Genomic DNA, 19,707 nt, shown 5'->3' on the forward strand with positions numbered 1-19,707 from the left:
TGCAGTTGGGCCACTCGGCGCCGATATGATTCGGAGCTGGGTTGATCATCTATATGGATCGTCGTGAGCAAGCCTGAGCAGCAATCGCTTTGGGCTTGCGTCATGATCGAGGGGTGTCATATGAGCGCTGTCTGGGCAAGCGTCGTTGCTATTGTCGGCACATTGCTCGGCTCGGTTACGACATACGGGTTTCAGCGACGAAATGCCATCAGAGCAGAGAACATTGCACGCGCTGAACGTCTTCGGCAAGAGCGGATAGCTGCCTACAGTGAGTGCGCTGCAGCGCTTGCAGACCTGAGGCGCGGTCTGGTGACTCTTTGGCTCCGAAAGGCGGACTCCGGCGATACCGCTGCGGCGTACGGAGAGGCCGACCGGCTGGGCAGTCTCGCACACGCCGCGAAGCTGCGTTTGGAGCTGGTGTCCGCGCGTCCCGAACCACTGCTGGACACAGCGGCGGCCCATGTCAACGATCTGATCAAGGCCGAGAATTTGACAGATCTCAGATCCCGGGAGCGCGCGGTGGAGGGTGCCTTGTCCGCGTTCATAGCAGACGCGGCGGCGCGACTCCTGACTGATTACCAGGGCGACGTAAGCAGGCGCTGAACGTCCACACATAGCCGCATCTCGGGCGCATTGAAATTCGGCTGTGCGCACCTTGCGACACGCCGCGCCGACCAGGTCGTCTCCGCCTGGCTCACCCTATGAGCACTGCATACGTCCGTTCGACCGCTTCGCACTCCACGCGGTGGTCCCACGGCGTTGTAGAGTCCAGCTCGATTCAACCTCGCCATGCCGTCTCGGGACGAGATGGATACCCGGTTCAGGAAGTTGAACGGACAAATTCGCTGAGGAGTTCGCCATGCCCTACACCGTGGACTTCACCACCGTATCGACCGTCGGCCTGGAATCGTCGCCGGTCGCGGATGCCCTGGCCGGCCTGCGGGCGAACGAGGCCCGATATTTCAGGAACAAGTACGGCCACGACTTCACGGTGGAACCTGCGGGAGATGCCGAATCGACCGTCGACTGGGTGAGCCGGATCCTCGAAGAGGAACGCGGCATCGTCATCTCGTCACGGCCCCTGGAAGCCACGGCGTTCGAGGTGGCGAATATTCGCTTCGCCTATGTCTTCTACGAGAACGGGCTCGCCATCAACGTCATGTATTCCGTCGACGGCAGCGACAAGCGGGCGGTCGGATTCAAACTCTCCGAAGGGATGGACGTCCCCGAGGAACTCGGCTCGTTCAAGTTCGCGAGGCAGAAGTCGAAGTTGGCCGGGACGATTCGCGGCTCCTACTTCGTCATCAAGAACGAATACTGACCGGCGGCAACGACACGCGACCTTCGGTCTGCAAACTACTCTCATGAGCGGCGCCAATGCGATCGGCAACCTTGTGGGAGGCGCGGCAATCACACAAGCGTTCCCGTAGGGAACGTGTTCTTCATCCAGTGACACCGACTCGGGCATGACCGACAAGTCGAGTTATCGAACATATGTTCTAGGCTTGAGGTAGGCTGCTGCGGGTGAACATACATTCGACCGCGCTGGCGCCGGATGCTCGAACACCAGGATGGCCGGAACTGGCCGATGTCGACTTGCTGCGCACCCTCGTCGAAACCGAACGCCGCCGGAGGCGACTGGATGCTGCCATGCGCGCGGCCGTCGCCGAAGCCGAGCGTCGTGGCCTCGCCGCAGACACCGGCTATCGGGACACCGTGGAGCTGTTGACCGACCTGCTGCGGATCAGTGCTGACGAAGCGCGCCGGCGAATCGAATACGCGGCTCCGCAGATCCGCTCGCGTACCAGAAAGATGTGGAGGGTGCTGGCGGCCGCGAGCTGAGGCCGAGCCCGGGTGCTTCGAGCTCTGAAAGATCAACGAGCCGAGCTCATCTCGACCGGACGAACGAGGATCGAATTCGAGCATGGCTGTGATGTTCGAAGTTCATGCATGGATCACGCGGTAGCGCAGACACCATCCAAGGCGCACATCCGTCGACAGACCGGGGAAGGGAGCAGAGACTCCGCGCTGGCGAATCATCGACCGGACAGGGCTCGATGACCTGCTCGGGCACACCTCAACGACATTCCTGCTCCCGCTGGGCGTGGCCGCCCAGCTCGGCCTCACCGGCACCCAGCCGGGCGCCTCCGGCGTCGGCTACGCCGATGGGCATTCGCCTATCCTGGATTCACGCGCGGGCATCGTTGCAGACGGTCGAATCTGGCAGCGGCACAACCGAAACCGGACATACAAGGGGTCACCAACGGTGTAGATTATCAGTTCTCGGCCACTGAGACTGCCGCCGAATACACTCGTGCACATCGGAATCGACCCGCTCGCGCCGCTCCGCGCGGCCACGTGGATCCAAAGCCGCGGCCGCCATACCAAAGCCGGGATGTCGAGAAACCCAAGAACGTTTATCGACATCCACCCGCGCGAGATGCAGCTACGGATTACGTTCCCCCACAAGAGCGCTATTGCTATCAGCTTGCACGGAAATTTCACGAGGTCCGCATCCGAGTTGGGGCGGCTGTCGATCCAAGCGACAAGGAGATCGGCGACCCGTTCCGGGACCGGGGACGCAGGTTCGCCCAGGCGCAGTTGGCGCTTGGGCGCCGTCGTGCGACCAGCGCAGTCCCGCAGCTGGAGATGATTGCGGCGCAACCGATCTCGCTGAGATCGTCAGCGAAGTCGCCGACACATAGGCCGGGCGCCCCCACGGGCCACGACACCTCCCACGCCAGGCCAAGGTGGCACGGGCCGGGTTACTGGTACGGCCGGTAACCCGGCGGCAGCAGATACTGGCCGGCGTACCCCGGCTGGACCTGCTGCTGTTGTGGTGGCGCGGCGGGCAACTTGCCCGGCTTGGGAAGCAGGAAGGCGATAGAGGGGCCGACCTGGGCACCTGGTCGTCCCCAGGCGACGGGCAGTGCGACGGTGATGGCGAGCCGGGCCTTCGACGGGCGGATCAGCCGCAGCTCCAGCAAGACGTTCGCGTCCGGGTTCACCCGGTAGGCGTCGGTGACCGCGGCGCCGTTCAGTGTGTCCATCAGCCGCGCGCCGGGCAGGGGCTCCCCGGCCAGTGGGCGTAGCCGGACGGTCACCGCGACGGCGGTCTGGTTGTCGAACTGCACGTTCGCCGCCCCGTGTCCGACTGCTGTGACCAGCACGCACGCGCCCCACAGGTCTGCCCAAACGCCGAGTGGGGCGTGGGCGGTGAGTGCCGCGCCCAGCCGGGGTGCCTTGGCCGGGTCGATCGGGTCCACCGAGATCGCGGACACCACACCGAAGGTCCGACACAGGCTCAGCACCTGCCGATAGCGGTTGACCACTGCCCGGTCGCCGAGCAACACATTGTGTTCTGCGATCGTGAGGGCGGCGTCCAGCGTGGCCCGCACACCCTCCGGGGACTGCAGCAGATACCAGCACCCGGTGATGGCCAGTTCCGCTGTGATCACCAGATCGGAGCTCCCCAGGTCCTTGGCAACGGCGCTGGCCCGCTGGAACTCCGTCTTCGCGTTCTCGACAGCCTGCTGGTACCGCTCCGGAGTCTGGTGCAACCGAAGATCCTGCAGGATCCGGCGGCCGGTACCCATATGATGCCGGTAGGTCTGACGGGCAACCTGCGTGCTGACCTGACTCACCTCATACCTGAGATCATTCAGCGCTCTCCGGGTGTTCTGCTCGAACTCGCTGCTGTCCAGGTGGGTGACGATCGCCTCGGCGAACTGCGCGGCGACACCCAGCCAGAGCATCCCAGGGGCCACCGAAGCGGCGATCGTCGCCAGTCTGGTCGCCAGCTTGATGTCCATCGCGCCCTCCCGCCAGCCGCAATCCCTAAGTAGATCGCACCGGACCGGCCGGATGTTTCCTTCCGGAGAAGTGCTTCGGTCACGGAGTAGCCGTAGTATCCGCCGAAATCGCGCGGATATGGCGTAGACCGCTGGTAGACACAGGTTTTCGGAATCTAGCGCCGCTCGTCACAGGCGAGTTCAGGAGGGGTCCCGCGATGTCTGGCTAGCGTGCTGTGCGCTATCAGCCCTCGATGAATCGAGACCCCATGCAAGACTCAGGCGCCACCGATGTGCTGGCCGCTTTGCCGGGCATCACGGCATTTGCTGTCCTGTTCGTCCTGCCCATCGTCGTCACCGCGTTGAAGGCAAATTCGGCATGCTCGCCGTCGGTGTGCTCATCCACCCCATCTGGTGGTTCGGTGTGATCAGGCTGGCCGAACCAAACTCGTACTGGGCGCGCGGTTTCTACGACGCGGACAAGTTACAACGGCCCCAGAACCGATTCCCGGACTCAGTGGTGTCGGGCAAACCATGACGATTGCGGTTGTGCCCCGGTCGGATTCGGACCGTGCTTCGGCGAGCGTGTTTCGACGGGGGTGATGTCGGTGAGAGTGATCCGGCTCGACGAACCGGCATCGACCTGATCGTGCTCGAGCAGGGAATCGACACCACCACCCCCGCCGGACAATTCGTGTTCCACGTCATCGCCGCGATGGACGAGATGACCGCGGACCTCATCAGCGAAGGGACCCTCGAGGGACTCGAATCCGCGCGGGTCCCGGAATCCTGAAGCTGTCCCCAGCCGCAAAGTAGCTTCGCGCTCAAGCTGATTCGTCTACTGATGCGGGGCGTGGGTCAGGAATGTGGGGGGTGCGCACCTGGCCGCCGGTTCGGTCGGCATCCGCGCTCCGAGAACCGACCGGTCCGGCGCTGGTCTCTCGCTCTGGCGACTGGGATACTTTGCTGGTAGTCGGGCCTCCGGGCCTGCATCGGAGGGGAAGTGCGACATGCGGAAGATCATTGTCCTAGCGATCGGAATCCTCGCGGCGGCCACGGCCGCACCTGCCACCGCTGCTCCATCGTCACTGCCAACCGGCGTCTTTCGATTACAGAACGTCAACAGCGGCAAGTGCATGGACGCCGCGCCCCGGTTCAAAGAATTCCCCGTGTTTCCGACCTCGCGCACGCTCCAGATGACTTGCCAAGATGACTACGCCCAACACTGGTTCATCGACGGCGCGGGAGCGCCGGGAACCGACAAGAAGTTCGTTCTGACGCGGCCGGGAAAATCGGCGCTGTGCCTCGACGTGGAGAATGGGAGCCGCGTCGACGGCGCCCCGATTCGAGTCATGGGTTGCGAGAACATCCCAGCGCAGGTGTGGACGCCGGTTTATCTCGGCAACAATATGTGGAAATTCCGCTCGGGCAACACCGACAACCACTCATGCCTCGACGTCGATCATGGCGGAAACGGCGACGGTGACCCGCTCCATCAGTGGACCTGCCTCGATGTGCCGCAACAGAATTGGCGCTTCCTCCCACCCCGCTGACACTGCCTCGCGCCAGCTCGATACGCGCCGCCCGGCAACTTTGCGGCGGGGGCCGGCTCCAGGATTCCGAGCTCTCCCGTGGGTTCAGCCGGACTGAAGCGATTTCAGCTGGAACTCACGGCGTTTCGACGGACGAATGCACGAAATCGCGGTGGGTTCGCAGCCGGATTCTAACGGTTCCCGAGGGCCGGCTGCTCGAGCTCATCGGCGAGCAGCTGCTCGGCGATGGTGGTGTAGCGCAGCGCGGTTTCGTGGCTGATGTTGAACACCATCGACAGGCGCAGCGGGTCCGGGCCGCCGGTGAGCGCCTCGTGGAGGATGCGGTCGGCGCGGATCCGGTCGATGCTGAAACCGTTGGGGCCCAGGGTGAATCGTACGAATTCGTGGGAGACCGGTCCGGTGCCGAGTGAGGTGCGTTTGCTGACGAGGACGTGCTGATTCGGGCTGTTGGGCCAGGTTGCGGCGATGGTCAAGCCATACGCGCAGCGCGCGATAGGTCAAATCGCCGAGGCGCTGGCGGTGGCCGCTTGGTCCCCAGTCCGACAGTGCTCGAGCGCAAATTCTCGGTCTCGCGAAACGACATCGTGTGGTGACCGCTGCGATTCGCGAACCCGCGGGTTGCGCCCGGCCTAGCTCGCCCTGGAATTCGCGGCCTGCCTGGGCCTGCTTCGATCTCGAGCGACTCCAGAGACGCTGCGACGGTGGCTGAATCGAGTTGCTCGGGTCGTTCGCTGCTGAGGTGGCGATGGGGGCCCATTGAAGGCCGAATTCGTGTGGCCCCGATGCCGTCCGATGTTCGGCCGATCGGCGCTCGGCCCGCCTTTTGCGGGTGTCGGGCAGTCGATGACGCCCGCCGGATTGCTGCGGCCGCGGGTGCGCGGCGCTCGTTGTACCCGGGCTGGGTCCGTTCGAGCCGGTGCAACGCGAACCGGCGATCACGCCGATCACGATGATCCCGGACCACACGCCCAATCGACTCCGGCCGCGCGGGCGGCGCCGATCACCGCACCGGTTGCCAGGTTGCCCGCCAGAATGCCGATCCCCACCATCGTGTTGTAGCACCCGTAATATTCCGGCCCGATCAATTTCGCGCGCGCCCGCTCACCCGCCGCCGCTACGACCACCTCTGGAATCGAATCGGACGCCACCTGCTCTGGGTCGCAGCACAACAGATAACCACTCACTGGCTCCGACACACCACACTCACCCGGGTCGAACGCAACTTCGGATACGCAATCGCCCACGCCTACGCCGCACACGCCACACCCAGCGGCCACGACGGCACCACCCTCACCTACGTTCGAGCATCCGTCGAAGAAGTCGCATCGGCCCTCGCCGCACTCACCGGCGAGCCCCATCCCCTCGCGCCTCCATACGACGATGACACGCCAACGCCCACCGTCACCGAGCTCCTTTGACCAAACTCATTGCCCAGGTCATGGGCCCGAGGTCGCAGGCCACTGGTGTCGCGAAGCCAATCGGCAGTGATGCGACCATCCGGCACGAATGTGACAGGATAAGCGTCACCCCGGGATGTGTTGACGCACGCCGGGCGCTGGAGCGGGCGGCATACGCGGCGCAGCATCTGCATTGAGAATTCAGTGGTGAGCGGCGCCGAGTACCGCGAGCTGAATACCGTTGGTGGCACCGGTTTTCGTCATCAGGTTACCGATATGCATCTTGACCGTGGTGACGCCGAGGTGTAGGCGTTCGGCGATAGCGGCCCGGAGGCGAAGTTCTCGCGCTGCCGGTTGCCGGAGGGACAGTGGCCGATATCGCCGGACACCGGAGTAAGCGGGTTGGATACCGACGTCGGTGTCCCACGCCGAATGGCGTTGGACTTTGCCCGGAATGAAGGACGGGAAAGAACCCTTGGGCCCGGGACGACACCCGCCCTCACACGTGGTCGACCAAGCCTTTGGCACCCTCGGACACGGCGCAGTGCGCGCAGCAGAAGAATCGGCCATCTGACTCCACACCGTGGCCGATGATCTTGCAGTCGCAGTGCTCACAGATAGGTGCCATGCGGTGGATCGCACATTCGAAGCAGTCGAAGACATGCCGCGTTCCCTGAGCCTCGACGACGATCGGCATAGCGTAGTCGTTACCGCAAACCTCGCATGCGCTCATGGAATCGTAGGCTACTCGGCGGAACCGCCACCACGTCTCTACTTTCGAGTTATATGCACATGACCGGCTCGACCTGCAGGGTCGAGGTCATCGCCCCGAGGTGTGCTTATCCGTGACCGTGCCGCTTGGCCACTTCACGCAGCGCGTCGTCGAGGTTGGCGAAGGTGTCCAAGCACGCCGTCATACCGCTGGCCGCGATCACATGGTCCGCGCAACCGGTGCCGGTGACGAGGTACATCTCGTGGGTGTACCGCGACCACGCCCGTGCGTCGTCGAGCACTTCCAGGCCTGCCACACCGAGAAAACCGAGTTCGGACAGGTCGATGACGATTGTCGGTGCAGCGGTGTGCAGCGTTGCGAGCAGCTGCCGCTCGAACTCGGCCACGGTGCCCGAGTCGACCTCACCCAGCACGCTGTAGAGCGTGACACCGACACACGGCCGCGTTCGGACCACACGGACCCCAGCAGTTCGTGGTCGTCGGCGTCCGTCGATCGGCGAAGATATGCCACCGCGTGCGAATTCCGGAATCGAGGGCCCGACCGAGCCCGCATCCATCGGATTGCTTCTTGTCACCGGAGCCAGGTATTTGGAAGCCATAGCGTGAATCCCGCATTCTTCTCACACCCACGCGATAGATAGGGGCCGAAGATTCCTGCCGTCCAGTTGTCGATGGCCGCACCTGGGGGTGTTTCCGGGGTCCCGGGCTGTTTACCCAACCCCGACTGATCAGATCCCTCATCTTGATCTTACCCCGCTAGCGGTACGGGCGATCCGGCCGCAGCCGAGGGGTTCGAGCCACCGAAGCGCTGAGGAACGGTTTATGCCGTGGAGCCTTAGTGGGGCGATATCCCTGCTTGCAGATTTCGGACATGTTGCAGTACCGGCTGTCAGGAATGGGTTACCCACATCTGCAAATGGTTTCATGTTGGTGCCGCGGCCGCCGGTCACGCCGAAATCTGGAAAGTCATGGGCACCGTGTGAGTAGTCCACTCGGCCTGGTTCTTTCGGCCACCGATCTGCCCAGGCTGACGACAGTCGTCCGGGCGATCCAGCCCATGAAATAGATATCGACAGAATTCGTAGCCTTGGTCTGTCTCACCGGGTTTGGCAGGCTCCGAGCTGATTCTTTCACTATGAGATGCAGAAATCCGCCGCGTGCCGAGTCGATGGTCCGGTCAACCCGTAGACTTCGCGCACTAACCGAACTATCCGGCCCGCGCCACAGCGCGGCAGGCTACCGTGACCCGATGGGTGCGCCTTCTTATCACAGGAGCTGGGATGGGACTGCGGATTCTTCTACTGTGCAGCACGGACAACGGGCTGTGCCGCCGCGCGCGGCTCGTCCTGCAACGCAGCGGGAACACCGTGCGCACCGCGACGGTCGCTGACAGCGACGACATCGGAAAAGTCGTCGCGAGAACCGACTTCGACCTCATCATCTGCCCGTACCTGACCGCACGCATCCCCGACTGGGTAACTCGCCGCTGGTGGCCGAAAGTAGTCGTCATCCATCCCGGACCGGTTGGCGACCGAGGCCCCAGCAGCCTGGACTGGGCCATCACTGACCAGGAACCCGTGTGGGGCGTGATCGCGGTGACAGCCACCGATGTCATGGACGCTGGACCACTCTGGGCCACACGAACTTTCGCGCTCCCACAGGGCCGGAGAAAGTCCGATATCTATAGCTCGATCATCTCCGATGCCGCTGTTCAATGCATCGTGGAGGTCGCCGACAAAGCCGCCGACCCCACCTACCGGCCGACCGACCAAGCTGACGCGCATCGCCCGATCGCGCACGCACGAACCCGGCCGAGGATGCGTCAGTCCGACCGTGCCTTCGATTGGCGAGACGATTCCGAGCTGATTCGGCGACGTATCCTCGCCGCCGATGGATCGCCCGGAGTGCGTTCACACATCGCTGACCGGTCGGTGTATCTCTACGACGCCCATCCAGGACGCAGAGACGTCGTCGCATCAGCGGGAGCGGTGGTCGGACGACGACATCACGCTCTGGAAATCGCGTGCGGCGACGGCAAGAGTATCTGGATAGGGCACCTGCGAGTCGATCTGGGCGACCGCTGGTCGTGTAAAGCACCCGCAGTCTCGGTCCTGGGCCGAGCCGGGGTCCCGGCCCGCTCACTTTCGCCCATCGCGGGACAGGCTTCGGCGTCGGCCACACCAGAAGTATTCGAAGACATCGCCTACCGATCGATCGACGAACAGGTCGGTGAGCTCACCTTCCGCGCTTACAACGGTGCGATGTCCACAGATCTGTGTCGACGGCTGGCGCGTGCGATCCGCGCCGTGTCGCTGCGCGACAGTCGCGTACTGGTGGTGCGCGGTGAGACCGGGAAGACGTTCAGCAACGGACTGCACCTCGGCGCCATCGAGTGCGCCGATGACCCCGCCAATGCGGCTTGGCAGAACATCGTCGCCCTCAACGAAGTGTGCAAGGAACTTCTGCTGTGCCCCAAGCTGACCCTCGTAGCCGTCACCGGATCTTGTGGTGCGGGCGGTGCGGTGATGACGCAAGCCGGCGACGTCGTGGTCGCGATCGGTCGTGCCGTCCTCGACGTGCATTACGCCACGATGGGATTGCGTGGTTCCGAACTGCACTCCTTTACGCTGCCGCGACGTGTGGGAGCGGCCACAGCACACCGCCTGCTCACCGAATGCGAGCCAGTCGACACGACACGGGCGCTGGATATCGGTCTGGTCGACCACGTTGGCCCCGATATCGAGTTCGACCTCTGGCTGAACGAGCTAGCCCACGAATACGCGCTGCCGGAACTGTGGGAGAAGACCATCCGCCGCAAGCACCAACACCTCGCCCACGATCTCGGACACCGACCACTGGAGGTCTACGAGTGCCGGGAACTGGCAGAGATGGCGGCAAACCTGTTCGACGACTCTCTCGGCTTCGCCGCGAAGAGGCGGGCATTCATGCAGAAAGGCTCTCCACGACCCTCGACAGGGCAAGGCGTGCTCGATATGGAAGACCTGATGAACTCCCGTCGCCATTGACCGGCGCTGCAGTTCAGTGTTGAGCACATATCACTCGGCGAACACGGACGCCGATCGCGACGGGCCGATCGTGTGGCACATCGGCCACGCTCCGCTGGTGATATCCGAGCAGCAGAGACGATTCCGACGTTTGTCTCACGGATCGCTTCATTTCCTAGTGCCATCGTTGGTCCACGGCCCGGCGGCCCACCCACGGCCGTGGATCGATGCTGGCTTTTTCCACCGTGGTCCGCGATAAGCGGCGACAGTGTGCGGACGCCCGTGGCGACGGTAGCGGGCTCCCCGAACCAGCATCCGAGGATTTTATAGGACTAGACTTATAGAAAAGTTCGTTCGTTCCTGGGAGCTCGAAATGGGAACACGCGGATACCTTGGCCCCATCCTGGCCGCCACCTTGATTGCCTTGGGACCGAACATAGTTGCGCCCGGCTCTGCCGCAGCCGCCGGTCCGTACCCGGAGGCGACTTTCGCGGAGATGATCGCCCGCGAAGCCTGGTTCGTGATGTCTGGGCAGGACCCCGCGCAATCGCCGCCTGGGGTGAACGTGCCGTGCACACCGTCGACGACCCACCCGCAGCCGGTGGTGCTCGTGCACGGCTTCCCCGCCAATCAATACAACGGGTTCGCGCACATCGGGCCGAAACTGGCGAACGCCGGATACTGTGTGTACTCCCTGAATTACGGCGGGACCAACGCCTTCGACGGCGGCATCGCCGGGGTGTCGGTGTCGGTGCCGCAGGTATCCACCTTCATCGACAAGGTGCGTGCCGAGACCGGCGCCGCCGAGGTCGACCTCGTCGGGCATTCTGGTGGCGCGTTCGTCTCGCTCTACCTCGCCAAGACCGATACCGCAGCGGCTGAGGAGATCGGCGCGGTCGTCGCCTTGGCACCACCCACGCGCGGAATCACCGGCGGAGTGGTCGCCGACGCGACACGGCTCGGGCTACGCGGGCTGGTCGCGGGCATATGCGGGATCTGCGAGGACGTCTCACCCGGCTCGCCCGCGATGGCCCGGCTGCACGACGGCCCGATCGCCCGGACCGGCATTCGCTACACCACCGTCGCGTCGGCACACGACTCGATGGTGTCCCCGCCCTCCGCCGCGGCCATAGACGAGCCTGGCGTCACCGACATCATCGTCCAGGACCAGTGCCCGGACGACCCGGTCGGGCACAGCGGCCTGGCCTACGACCCCAGCGTGGACTCGATAATCCTGAACGCGCTCGATCCGGGGCAGCCGGTGCCGGTGGAGTGTGGGAACGGACCGCAGTTCTGAGAGACGGATGTTCGTCATCCAATTCGAGGGATTCGACGGCCAGCGGAAATCCCGATGATCATCGTGCGCTCCAAATAGGCGAACGCGGCACAGCTCCTCGGGGATCCCTTTACTCAGCTTGCGATGTGTTTGCTGTCCCCTCCCAAGGGTAAGGCCGCAGCAGCGCAATTCGCGCTGTCCGTACTACTTGTCCAAGGAGGCGATCGTGGAAGCAACGTCGATCAACACCACCGATGATGTCGTCACGTTCCTGATCGAGCAGCACATGCGTATCCGCGAATTGTTCGCCGAGGTCGAGCGGGCCCCCACAGCCGAAGAGCGGGAGCAGAAGTTCTACGAACTGCGCCGCTTGCTGGCGGTCCACGAAACCGCCGAGGAAGAGATCATCCACCCGCGCTTCCGGCGAGAAGTTCATGACGGCGCCGACATCATCCAGGCGCGTCTCGAGGAAGAGAACAAAGCCAAGCGTCAGCTTGCCGATATCGAAGCCGTCGACATCGATTCTGCTGAGTTCGACGCCAAACTCGCGGCTCTACGCGAGGGGGTGCTGGCACATGCCGAACACGAGGAGCACGAGGAGTTCAACAGGTTGCGGTCCCAGCTGGAACCCGACGAGCTGGTGCGCCTACGGAACGCGGTGAAATTCGCCGAAGCCATGGCGCCGACACGTCCGCACCCCGGCGTCGAGTCCGCCGGCGCGAATCTGCTCGTCGGACCATTCGCGGCCATGATGGACCGTGCCAAGGACGCCATCAGCAAACCCCACACAAAATAACCGCCCCGCGCTCGGTCGCTGCGAGTCCCTCGCGATCTCGCGCAGCGCGGCGCATCGCAAGACGACGACAGCGAAACGGCGGCCTGGACCGAGAGCTTCTCTCAGCGTCTGCACCATAGGGCCGACTTGTTCCGCAACGACTAGACCGACGAGCCGGACGCAGTTTGTACGGGGCTGCCGCTTCGCGGTGCCGTGTGCGATGGGGACTTGAATCGCGCATCCGGACTCACTACTGCGAGAACCTTGTACCCGATCGGGCTGCTGTTCGGCCTCGGATTCGACACCGCCACCGAAGTCGCCCTGCTGGTCCTCGCCGGCACCAGCGCCGCAGCGGGACTTCCGTGGTAGGCGATCCTGTGCTTGCCGATCCTGTTCGCCGCCGGCATGAGCCTGCTCGACACCATCGACGGCAGCTTCATGAACTTCGCCTACGGGTGGGCCTTCGCAAAACCGGTAGGAAAGGTCTACTACAACATCACCATCACCGCGCTCTCGGTCGCGGTGGCGCTCATTATCGGCACCATCGAACTGCTCGGCCTGCTCGCAGATCAACTCGGCTGGAGCGGCGGGTTCTGGGACTGGATCAGTGCACTGGACCTCAACCTCATCGGGTTCCTCATCGTCGGGCTGTTCATCCTCACCTGGGCCATCGCGCTACTCACCTGGCGCTACGCCCGCATCGAAGAAAAATGGACCACCTCTGCCACCCCCCGAGCCGAACCACACGAACCAAAACCACGGTCGCCCGCGCGATACGAAGTCACCCGCAGCGAGTCGGGCCTGTGGCATTCGGCGAGGATCGTGTGCACGCGCGATGACAGATGCCTGCTGCGCCCCAACAACGCGGCGCTGACCAAAATGGCAACAGCGAGTGGATCATTCGGGTTGAAACACTCTCGATCGGACGATCGAGCGCTCGTCTGCGACAGAGCCTGTCAGGCCACTTCGCGGCGGCTGTCCGCTCCGATCACTTGCTCGCGCAGCGTGTTCAGAGTCTTGGTGAGGATGCGGGAGACCTGCATCTGGGAGACGCCGAGGCGCGCGGCGATCTGGCTTTGAGTCTTGGATTCGAAGAAACGCATGATCAGCACCCGACGCTGGAGGTCGGGAAGCGCAGCGATCAACGGACGCACCGACATCGCGTCTTCCAACAATCGGTAGCACGGCTCTACGGCGCCGAGGGTGTCGATGACCGAGAGGCGAGTGCCTTCGTCGTTATCGCCCACACCGATGTCGAGCGAGTTGGTCTGGTAGGCATTGGCCGCGACCAGCGCCTGAGTGACCTCCCCGAGTTCGAGATCGAGTTCAGCGGCGATCTCCCGCGCAGTCGGCATTCGGCTGAGCCGCTGCGCCAGCGTCTCCACGGTCGGCCGAATCAGCGCCTGTAGTTCTTTGGCCCGGCGCGGGACACGCAGCGCCCAGGTGTGGTCGCGGAAGTGGCGCCGCACCTCGCCCATGACGGTCGGCACCGCGAACGACAGGAATGAACTGCCTCGGGTGACGTCGAAACGATCGACTGCCTGCACCAGCCCGAGCCGAGCGATCTGCTGCAAATCGTCGAATTCGGTACCGCGGCCCGCGAACTTGCGAGCGATGTGGTCGGCCAAGGGGAGACACCGGCGCACGATCTCCTCGCGCACGACCTGCCGATGAGCGTCCCCGGGCTCCAAGGCAGTCAGCTTCTCGAACCATGGCTCGATGTCGTCGTAGCTGTCTCCGGCACCGGTGGCGTAGCGGGATCCGTCGCTTGGAACTGTCGTACTACTCATCCGAGTCTCCCCTCACTTCCTATGAAGTTCGATGTCAGTCGGGTACCCCCGTTGTCGTAATCGAAACGTGACCTAAGGGCGCCAACCGCCGCAGCACGCAGTAGCCGAACATCACGATGAGCTGTTCGCGGCGCACCGTCCATACGAGCCGACCCGTGCGACCATGGCTTCGTGGTTGACGGTGGGGCACACCGTGATCCCGCGTGCGACGATGACGTCGACGAGACCGAGATCGAGGTCGCGCCAGCGATCTTGATGGACACGATCGAGTACGATCATGCCGGTACTGCGGAGGTCCTCGTCGAAATCCATTGCGGCGAACGAGAGTGTGCACTCGCGCAGCGTGGAGTCGCCCAGCAGCGCCTTCATCCTGAAGCACATATTCCAGTCGGGCTCGTCATCACCATCGCCGACCGCCCGATGCCACAGATCGATCCTCGAATCCGGGCTCAGCTTCGCCGGGCCGTCGACAAAGATCCATACCGCATCGTGATCGGCGTCGTCGTCGTCCGGTCCGACCACGACGACCTCGTCCTGGGCGAGGGGTGCGCACACCCGATGCCTTCTCGTCCATCTCCTCGTCGGTGGTGCACACGAAGTTCATCAAGGCCCGCATCAGATCGGCCTCATCCGCCGAAGGACGCAAATCGGTGCTCGAACACCTCCTCGCGCACGTTTCCCTCGCTCGGGCCGGTCAGCCGTGGCCCAGATGGGACAGCGAAGCCGCTCGCGGCACACATTTGCGTTATCGGTGACACATCCGCGTGCACGAGTAAAGTCCGCTCGCCCCTCTGACACACGGCTACGGCACAACTGAGACGGTTCGCGTGCACAAGCGATCCTTCTATCCCTCGCACACGGCGACGCGGCTTCTACATTCCGTTCCGCCGCGGCCGTGTGATCGAGCGCCCTCGATCATCCTGAGGTTGTCCGCAATTCGGACTGCTCCCCGAAGCCGCGATACGTATCAACTGATGGACGCTGTGGGCCCGTGGAACGATTTCCGGCGAACTCGACACCAAGTGCGCTGAGAACACTCAATTGCGGAATCTGCTGTGGCTGATGGAGAAACAGGCACGTGCCGCATTCACGGTGCGCACACCACGCTTGGTTTCGATGGCCCTAACCTTCATCCGGTGCCGGTAGCTATCCGAGTAGCACGTACTCCTTGGTCACGAAGAACGAGGACCTCGGCAGGTCGATGAACTTCTTCTCATCCTCGGCTAGCGCTTGATTGGCCTGTATCCCTGCCGGCGTGGCGGCGGCTGTGATCAGTGCTTGTTCCGAGGGGAACCAGACTTCGGTGACGCCGTCGAATGCCTCGCCGGTGCCGTGCTGGGTGGCGAGGGCCAGGTTGAGGGCCGAGTCCTTGGTGTGACTTTGGATGTAGCGGTAGGCGCCGAGTGTCTTGACTTGCTCAGTGGCAAAGGGCCCGTGGTGGTTCAGCCAGTAGTCGTAGAACTGTGCGGGCGTCAGGTCCGGTCGGCGTCGGAGGACGCACACGAGCTTGATCGGATCCGGCGACGGGTCTGCGGCTGCCTTCGGGAGATGGGACGCCAGGATGGCCCCGAGGCCCGCTGCGGTCGCGCCGACGACGAATGCGCGCCTCGAGCTTGCAGCCTCGTGGGTGTTCTCTTTCAATATCTGCTCCTTCTTCGATGGGAAGTGCTGCGCGCGATGCGCAGCACGAGTGCACGTTGTGTGCGAATGTCACGCTGTAGCAGTCGATATATGAACCGGCCGATCACTTCGAGGGGCCACCACCACGTCGTCGAGTGCCGCCGGTTCGGGGGTGGGGATGCGCGGGTGCGCGTCGGCAGTCGGCCCGTAAACAGGGGCTGCCGGTTGCGTGTGCGATGTGCGCGGAGAACGAGCGATACGCCCGATGAGCGAGCCGAAGGACGCTGCCGTGCAGATACAGCACCGCATTGGTACCGGTGCTATGTCGCCGAGCGTGATCCGTTCAGTCTGTCGCGCGCGAGGGCGATCGATTCGATGGCCGTGCCAGCCGTCAGCGCCGATATCTGCGGACGCGAGGTCGAAGATCACCCGCTATGCGCCGAATGGAACACGGATTGAAGACGAACCGGTACAGCGGATACAGCGCTACGGCGACCACCGGCAGCGGCAGCCGAATGTCGCTGGGTGCCAGACTATTTCAGGAATCGCCCCGTGCCGAGCGCGACGACACGCTGGTAGCCGGACGCGGTGACGCGTGCCAGCAGATCGAGTGCCTCGGCCTCCCAGCCGATCAGCACACGGCCGTGGCCCTTGCGCACGCCGTGCACGATCGTCTCAGCGGCCATCTCCGGCGAGTGGATCGCCAGCTGATTGTCGAACACCTCGGCCAGCGAGTTGTGGTCGAGGCCCGCGGACATCGTCGCGTTGCGTGCAACAGCCGTCTTGATGAAGCCCGGATGCACGCAGGTGGCCTTCACCGGCTTCTTCTCGATCAACATCTCCTGACGTAATGCTTCGCTGAACCCGCGTACCGCGAACTTGGCAGAGTTGTAGGCACTCTGGCCCGGAAACGCGATCAGACCGGACAAACCGGAGACATTGACAACATGCCCGTCGCCCGACTCGATCAGATACGGCAAAAACGCCTTCGTACCGTTGACGACACCCCAGAAGTCGATGTCCATGACGCGCTCGAAGTCCTTGAACTCCGTCGTCTCGACATCGCCGTGGTGGGCGACGCCTGCGTTGTTGTAGATCTGATCGACTTTGCCGAAGTGCGCATGCACCGCGGCGGCGTAGGCGAGCACCGCCTCGCGCGCGGAGACGTCGAGCCGGTCGGACTTGATCTCGACACCGAGCGCGTGGCAGCGGCGCACGGTTTCGGCGAGGCCTACCTCGTCGATGTCGGACAGCGCGAGCTTGGCGCCCTTCCCGGCCAGGTTTTCCGCGAGCGCACGGCCGATGCCCGACCCGGCTCCGGTGATCACTACGACTTTGTCGTTGAAGCTCACTTGGTGGTCACTTTCTCGATGTACCCGATGTCGATGGTGGTGGTGTCGTGCGCGTCGAGATCGAACGGGCGGGTGCGGTGGTGGCGCTGCGGCCCGCCGCGGTCGCGTCGGTGCGCCGCGAGCGTGCCCCTCGTGACAGCTCGCCTTCTCATCCGGCATGGCGGGAATGGCTGCGCGCGATGCTGAGCATGACTTCGCGTTGCGCGCGAATGTCGTTGCTGTAGCAGTCGATCCGCGAACCACTGAACCGTGCGATACATCCGTTGCAGTAACCGCAGACCGGGTGTTCGAGCCCGTCCCCGGTGACGGCGCGGTAGAGATACGGATCAGCGATAAACGCTCTGGCAGCTGATACGGCATCGGCGCTGCCGCTGGTGATCGCGGCTTCCATGGCGTCCTTGGTGTGGAAGCCACCGACGACGATCACGGGAATGTCGAGGGCCTCGGTGAACAGGCGCGCGTACGGGAGATTGAACCCTTCCCGGGGTGGCCGCAGGCGTCCGGCGATGCGTTCGACCAGCGGTGCGGCGGCTCGTATGGCGAGCTTGCGGACTCGGGGGGACCGTACTCCCGGGCCCTCGGTGACGCTCGCCTTCAGGAAGCCGCGATAGTTGCCCTGGACCATGCCGGGCCACGATTCGTAGTGGCCGCGCGAGATCTCGATGGCGTCGGCCCCCTCGTCCTGGAGCCACCGTGCGACTCGGATCAGTTCGGGTGTCGTCGCGCCGCGCCGCAATGGCAGGTCGTCGGTGCCGTTCATCTTCACGAGGATGGGGTAATCGTCCGCGTGCCGCTTCCGGATAGCGCGCAGGACTTCCAGCAGCAAGCGGGCGCGCGCCTCCAGAGGGCCGCCGTAGTCGTCCGAGCGCCGATTGGTATGTGGGGTGAGGAACTGGCCGAGTAGGTAACCGTGGGCCGCGTGGATCTGGACGCCGTCGAAACCGGCCTCCCGCGCGCGGACGCTCGCCGCGACGAAACTCTCGACGACACCGGCGATTTCGTCGAGTCGCAAAGGTGAGGGCTTGGTCCCGTACAGCGGTTCGCGTACGTCGGATGCGGAGACGATACGGTCGGCGCCGGGGGCGAGTTTCGCGATTTGACGCCCGCCGTGATTGAGTTGCGCCACCAGCTTGGTGCCCCCGGTGTGGGCGAGGTCGACCCACTCGCGCAGGCCCGGGATTTTGTCATCGCTATCGATTCCGGCTTGTCTGCCCGCTGATTTGCCTTGGAGCGAGACATAGAGGTTTCCGGTGACGATCATCGGCGTGCCGGCCTGAGCCATCGGCTCATAGAAGGCCAGTAGGTCATCGGTGACGAAACCGTCTGTGGTGGCGCGTGTTTCGCTTGTCGCCGACTTGTAGAGACGTCCCTCGACCCGCATGGGGCCGATCTCGAGAGGTTTGCTCAGCAGACCGTCGGCCATCTCACACCGCTTCCATTAATGATTGATCTGATCAAGTGTGATGAGGCTATCAGCCACCCTTTGCATGATGCTAGAGTCACATCTGATACATTCATCAATAGGAGTTTTCGTATGCACGGAGATCTCGCCGGGCGCACGGTCGTGGTAACCGGTGGAGCTCGCGGAATCGGTTTCGAAACGGCTCGGCAGATCGTCCGGCTCGGCGGTCGCGTTGCCATCCTCGACGTGGATGTCATCCGCCACGGTCGAGATGCCGGTAGATGTTTTGCGTGAGACGCCCAACGACAACCGACCCCATCACCGGCCAGCAAAGCACCCCACGCCCACCTCCGCAGTCCGACAACCAGAAAACTCAGCCCTACCAGACGCTTACGGCATATCCGCCCGAAATTCGGCCGATGCTACGGCTACCCCCTATTCCTCGCGGCGAGGGCGCAGCGCTGCGAAAACAACGAGTGCGGCAACGACCACCAGCCACACCGTTACTCCGACGCCCGCGGTGAAGACCGTTCCCCACTGCATGATGAACGGCCCGTAATACGCCACGCGGGCCCAGTATCCGCAGGGACCCACATCTTCCGGGATAGTCGCGCATTCAGGGTGGCCGATCGCCGCGAAGGCCAGGGTCGCGAGCATCGGAATCGCAACGGACACACCGAGTACGGTCGCCAGGCTTATGATCAGCAGGCTTCTGATGGGGCGGGAGAGGACTGCCATACGGTCAGACCCTAATCGGTCAGCACTGTGGCCAGGCGTACCAGCACATCGCGGCGCAACTGCTCAGCCAAGACTTCACCGGAGACCCATGCACCCAGTCCGGTTGATGACATCCTCACCAAGTCACTCATAACCCCACCACGTACGGCACCGCATCAGTTCCAGTGAGACTGCATCAATTCGCATCATCAGCGCATCACATTCACTGAGTCAGCATCAGATCCAGCGCGCTAGGACAACGGCCTCGGCACCATCGAACGCACCACGATCAGCAGC

Annotated in this window: 21 protein-coding genes and 1 pseudogene; 10 read left to right on the plus strand and 12 right to left on the minus strand. The window is 63.7% G+C overall.

Annotation, left to right across the window (positions count from 1 at the left end; genetic code table 11):
* The first annotated feature begins 309 nt into the window (after nt 1-309).
* The 3 genes from ACIBW7_RS29910 (at nt 310) to ACIBW7_RS29920 (ending at nt 1,842) form a co-directional block, all read left to right on the plus strand.
* Nucleotides 310-603 carry a hypothetical protein gene (locus ACIBW7_RS29910; RefSeq protein WP_397052058.1) on the plus strand — a complete coding sequence of 98 codons (294 nt, stop codon included), beginning with the start codon at nt 310-312 and terminating at the stop codon, nt 601-603.
* Between the two features lie 256 nt (nt 604-859).
* On the plus strand, nt 860-1,321 hold the full coding sequence (locus ACIBW7_RS29915) for a phage tail protein (RefSeq protein WP_397052060.1): 462 nt from the start codon (nt 860-862) through the stop codon (nt 1,319-1,321).
* A 203-nt stretch (nt 1,322-1,524) separates the two neighbouring features.
* Nucleotides 1,525-1,842: a DUF222 domain-containing protein gene (locus ACIBW7_RS29920; RefSeq protein ID WP_397052062.1), complete on the plus strand. Its 318-nt coding sequence runs from the start codon at nt 1,525-1,527 to the stop codon at nt 1,840-1,842.
* Nucleotides 1,843-2,765: 923 nt separating this feature from the next.
* On the opposite strand, the gene ACIBW7_RS29925 is transcribed toward ACIBW7_RS29920, so the two are convergent.
* Nucleotides 2,766-3,812, minus strand: a complete 1,047-nt coding sequence (locus ACIBW7_RS29925) for a hypothetical protein (RefSeq protein ID WP_397052064.1) — start codon at nt 3,810-3,812, stop codon at nt 2,766-2,768.
* A 248-nt stretch (nt 3,813-4,060) separates the two neighbouring features.
* Between ACIBW7_RS29925 and ACIBW7_RS29930 the strand changes: the two genes are divergently transcribed.
* The 3 genes from ACIBW7_RS29930 to ACIBW7_RS29940 all read left to right on the plus strand — a co-directional run bounded on the left by ACIBW7_RS29930 (nt 4,061) and on the right by ACIBW7_RS29940 (nt 5,344).
* Nucleotides 4,061-4,219, plus strand: coding sequence for a hypothetical protein (locus ACIBW7_RS29930; protein WP_397052066.1), 159 nt, complete (start codon nt 4,061-4,063; stop codon nt 4,217-4,219).
* A gap of 143 nt (nt 4,220-4,362) precedes the next feature.
* Nucleotides 4,363-4,584, plus strand: coding sequence for a recombinase family protein (locus ACIBW7_RS29935; RefSeq protein WP_397052068.1), 222 nt, complete (start codon nt 4,363-4,365; stop codon nt 4,582-4,584).
* Nucleotides 4,585-4,801: 217 nt separating this feature from the next.
* Nucleotides 4,802-5,344 (plus strand): RICIN domain-containing protein, encoded by a 543-nt coding sequence (locus ACIBW7_RS29940; protein ID WP_397052070.1) that lies wholly within the window; start codon nt 4,802-4,804, stop codon nt 5,342-5,344.
* Between the two features lie 170 nt (nt 5,345-5,514).
* Here ACIBW7_RS29940 and ACIBW7_RS29945 read toward each other — a convergent pair whose 3' ends face one another.
* The 4 genes from ACIBW7_RS29945 to ACIBW7_RS29960 all read right to left on the minus strand — a co-directional run bounded on the left by ACIBW7_RS29945 (nt 5,515) and on the right by ACIBW7_RS29960 (nt 8,072).
* Complete coding sequence (locus ACIBW7_RS29945) at nt 5,515-5,817, minus strand: hypothetical protein (protein WP_397052072.1); 303 nt, start codon at nt 5,815-5,817, stop codon at nt 5,515-5,517.
* Nucleotides 5,818-6,288: 471 nt separating this feature from the next.
* Nucleotides 6,289-6,540 carry a hypothetical protein gene (locus tag ACIBW7_RS29950; protein ID WP_397052074.1) on the minus strand — a complete coding sequence of 84 codons (252 nt, stop codon included), beginning with the start codon at nt 6,538-6,540 and terminating at the stop codon, nt 6,289-6,291.
* A gap of 402 nt (nt 6,541-6,942) precedes the next feature.
* Nucleotides 6,943-7,404, minus strand: coding sequence for a LuxR C-terminal-related transcriptional regulator (locus tag ACIBW7_RS29955; RefSeq protein WP_397052076.1), 462 nt, complete (start codon nt 7,402-7,404; stop codon nt 6,943-6,945).
* Between the two features lie 176 nt (nt 7,405-7,580).
* A complete protein-coding gene (locus tag ACIBW7_RS29960; protein ID WP_397052078.1) occupies nt 7,581-8,072 on the minus strand; it encodes an STAS domain-containing protein in 492 nt (163 codons plus the stop codon).
* A 681-nt stretch (nt 8,073-8,753) separates the two neighbouring features.
* Here ACIBW7_RS29960 and ACIBW7_RS29965 point away from each other — a divergent pair.
* From ACIBW7_RS29965 to ACIBW7_RS29980, 4 genes and pseudogenes are all read left to right on the plus strand, one after another.
* The gene (locus ACIBW7_RS29965; protein WP_397052080.1) at nt 8,754-10,499 is read left to right on the plus strand and encodes an enoyl-CoA hydratase-related protein; all 1,746 of its coding nucleotides are present in this window, start codon (nt 8,754-8,756) and stop codon (nt 10,497-10,499) included.
* Between the two features lie 352 nt (nt 10,500-10,851).
* Complete coding sequence (locus ACIBW7_RS29970; RefSeq protein WP_397052082.1) at nt 10,852-11,775, plus strand: esterase/lipase family protein; 924 nt, start codon at nt 10,852-10,854, stop codon at nt 11,773-11,775.
* A 205-nt stretch (nt 11,776-11,980) separates the two neighbouring features.
* Nucleotides 11,981-12,550 (plus strand): hemerythrin domain-containing protein, encoded by a 570-nt coding sequence (locus ACIBW7_RS29975; RefSeq protein WP_397052084.1) that lies wholly within the window; start codon nt 11,981-11,983, stop codon nt 12,548-12,550.
* 225 nt (nt 12,551-12,775) lie between these two features.
* A pseudogene (locus ACIBW7_RS29980) lies at nt 12,776-13,246 on the plus strand (HoxN/HupN/NixA family nickel/cobalt transporter); the annotation flags it as partial.
* A gap of 239 nt (nt 13,247-13,485) precedes the next feature.
* Here the strand turns inward: ACIBW7_RS29980 and ACIBW7_RS29985 are convergent.
* The 7 genes from ACIBW7_RS29985 to ACIBW7_RS30015 all read right to left on the minus strand — a co-directional run bounded on the left by ACIBW7_RS29985 (nt 13,486) and on the right by ACIBW7_RS30015 (nt 19,368).
* A complete protein-coding gene (locus tag ACIBW7_RS29985) occupies nt 13,486-14,319 on the minus strand; it encodes an RNA polymerase sigma factor SigF (RefSeq protein WP_397052086.1) in 834 nt (277 codons plus the stop codon).
* Between the two features lie 111 nt (nt 14,320-14,430).
* A complete protein-coding gene (locus ACIBW7_RS29990; RefSeq protein WP_397052088.1) occupies nt 14,431-14,874 on the minus strand; it encodes a hypothetical protein in 444 nt (147 codons plus the stop codon).
* A 591-nt stretch (nt 14,875-15,465) separates the two neighbouring features.
* Nucleotides 15,466-15,960 (minus strand): EthD domain-containing protein, encoded by a 495-nt coding sequence (locus tag ACIBW7_RS29995; RefSeq protein WP_397052090.1) that lies wholly within the window; start codon nt 15,958-15,960, stop codon nt 15,466-15,468.
* 512 nt (nt 15,961-16,472) lie between these two features.
* The gene (locus ACIBW7_RS30000; RefSeq protein ID WP_397052092.1) at nt 16,473-17,291 is read right to left on the minus strand and encodes an SDR family NAD(P)-dependent oxidoreductase; all 819 of its coding nucleotides are present in this window, start codon (nt 17,289-17,291) and stop codon (nt 16,473-16,475) included.
* Nucleotides 17,288-17,443 carry a hypothetical protein gene (locus ACIBW7_RS30005; RefSeq protein WP_397052094.1) on the minus strand — a complete coding sequence of 52 codons (156 nt, stop codon included), beginning with the start codon at nt 17,441-17,443 and terminating at the stop codon, nt 17,288-17,290. Before ACIBW7_RS30005 ends, ACIBW7_RS30000 begins: the two co-directional genes overlap by 4 nt.
* The gene (locus tag ACIBW7_RS30010; protein ID WP_397052096.1) at nt 17,440-18,714 is read right to left on the minus strand and encodes an NADH:flavin oxidoreductase; all 1,275 of its coding nucleotides are present in this window, start codon (nt 18,712-18,714) and stop codon (nt 17,440-17,442) included. Before ACIBW7_RS30010 ends, ACIBW7_RS30005 begins: the two co-directional genes overlap by 4 nt.
* A 414-nt stretch (nt 18,715-19,128) precedes the next feature.
* The gene (locus ACIBW7_RS30015) at nt 19,129-19,368 is read right to left on the minus strand and encodes a hypothetical protein (protein ID WP_397052098.1); all 240 of its coding nucleotides are present in this window, start codon (nt 19,366-19,368) and stop codon (nt 19,129-19,131) included.
* Between the last annotated feature and the right edge of the window lie 339 nt (nt 19,369-19,707).

This window comes from Nocardia sp. NPDC049526, assembly GCF_044465765.1.
GTDB lineage: Bacteria > Actinomycetota > Actinomycetes > Mycobacteriales > Mycobacteriaceae > Nocardia.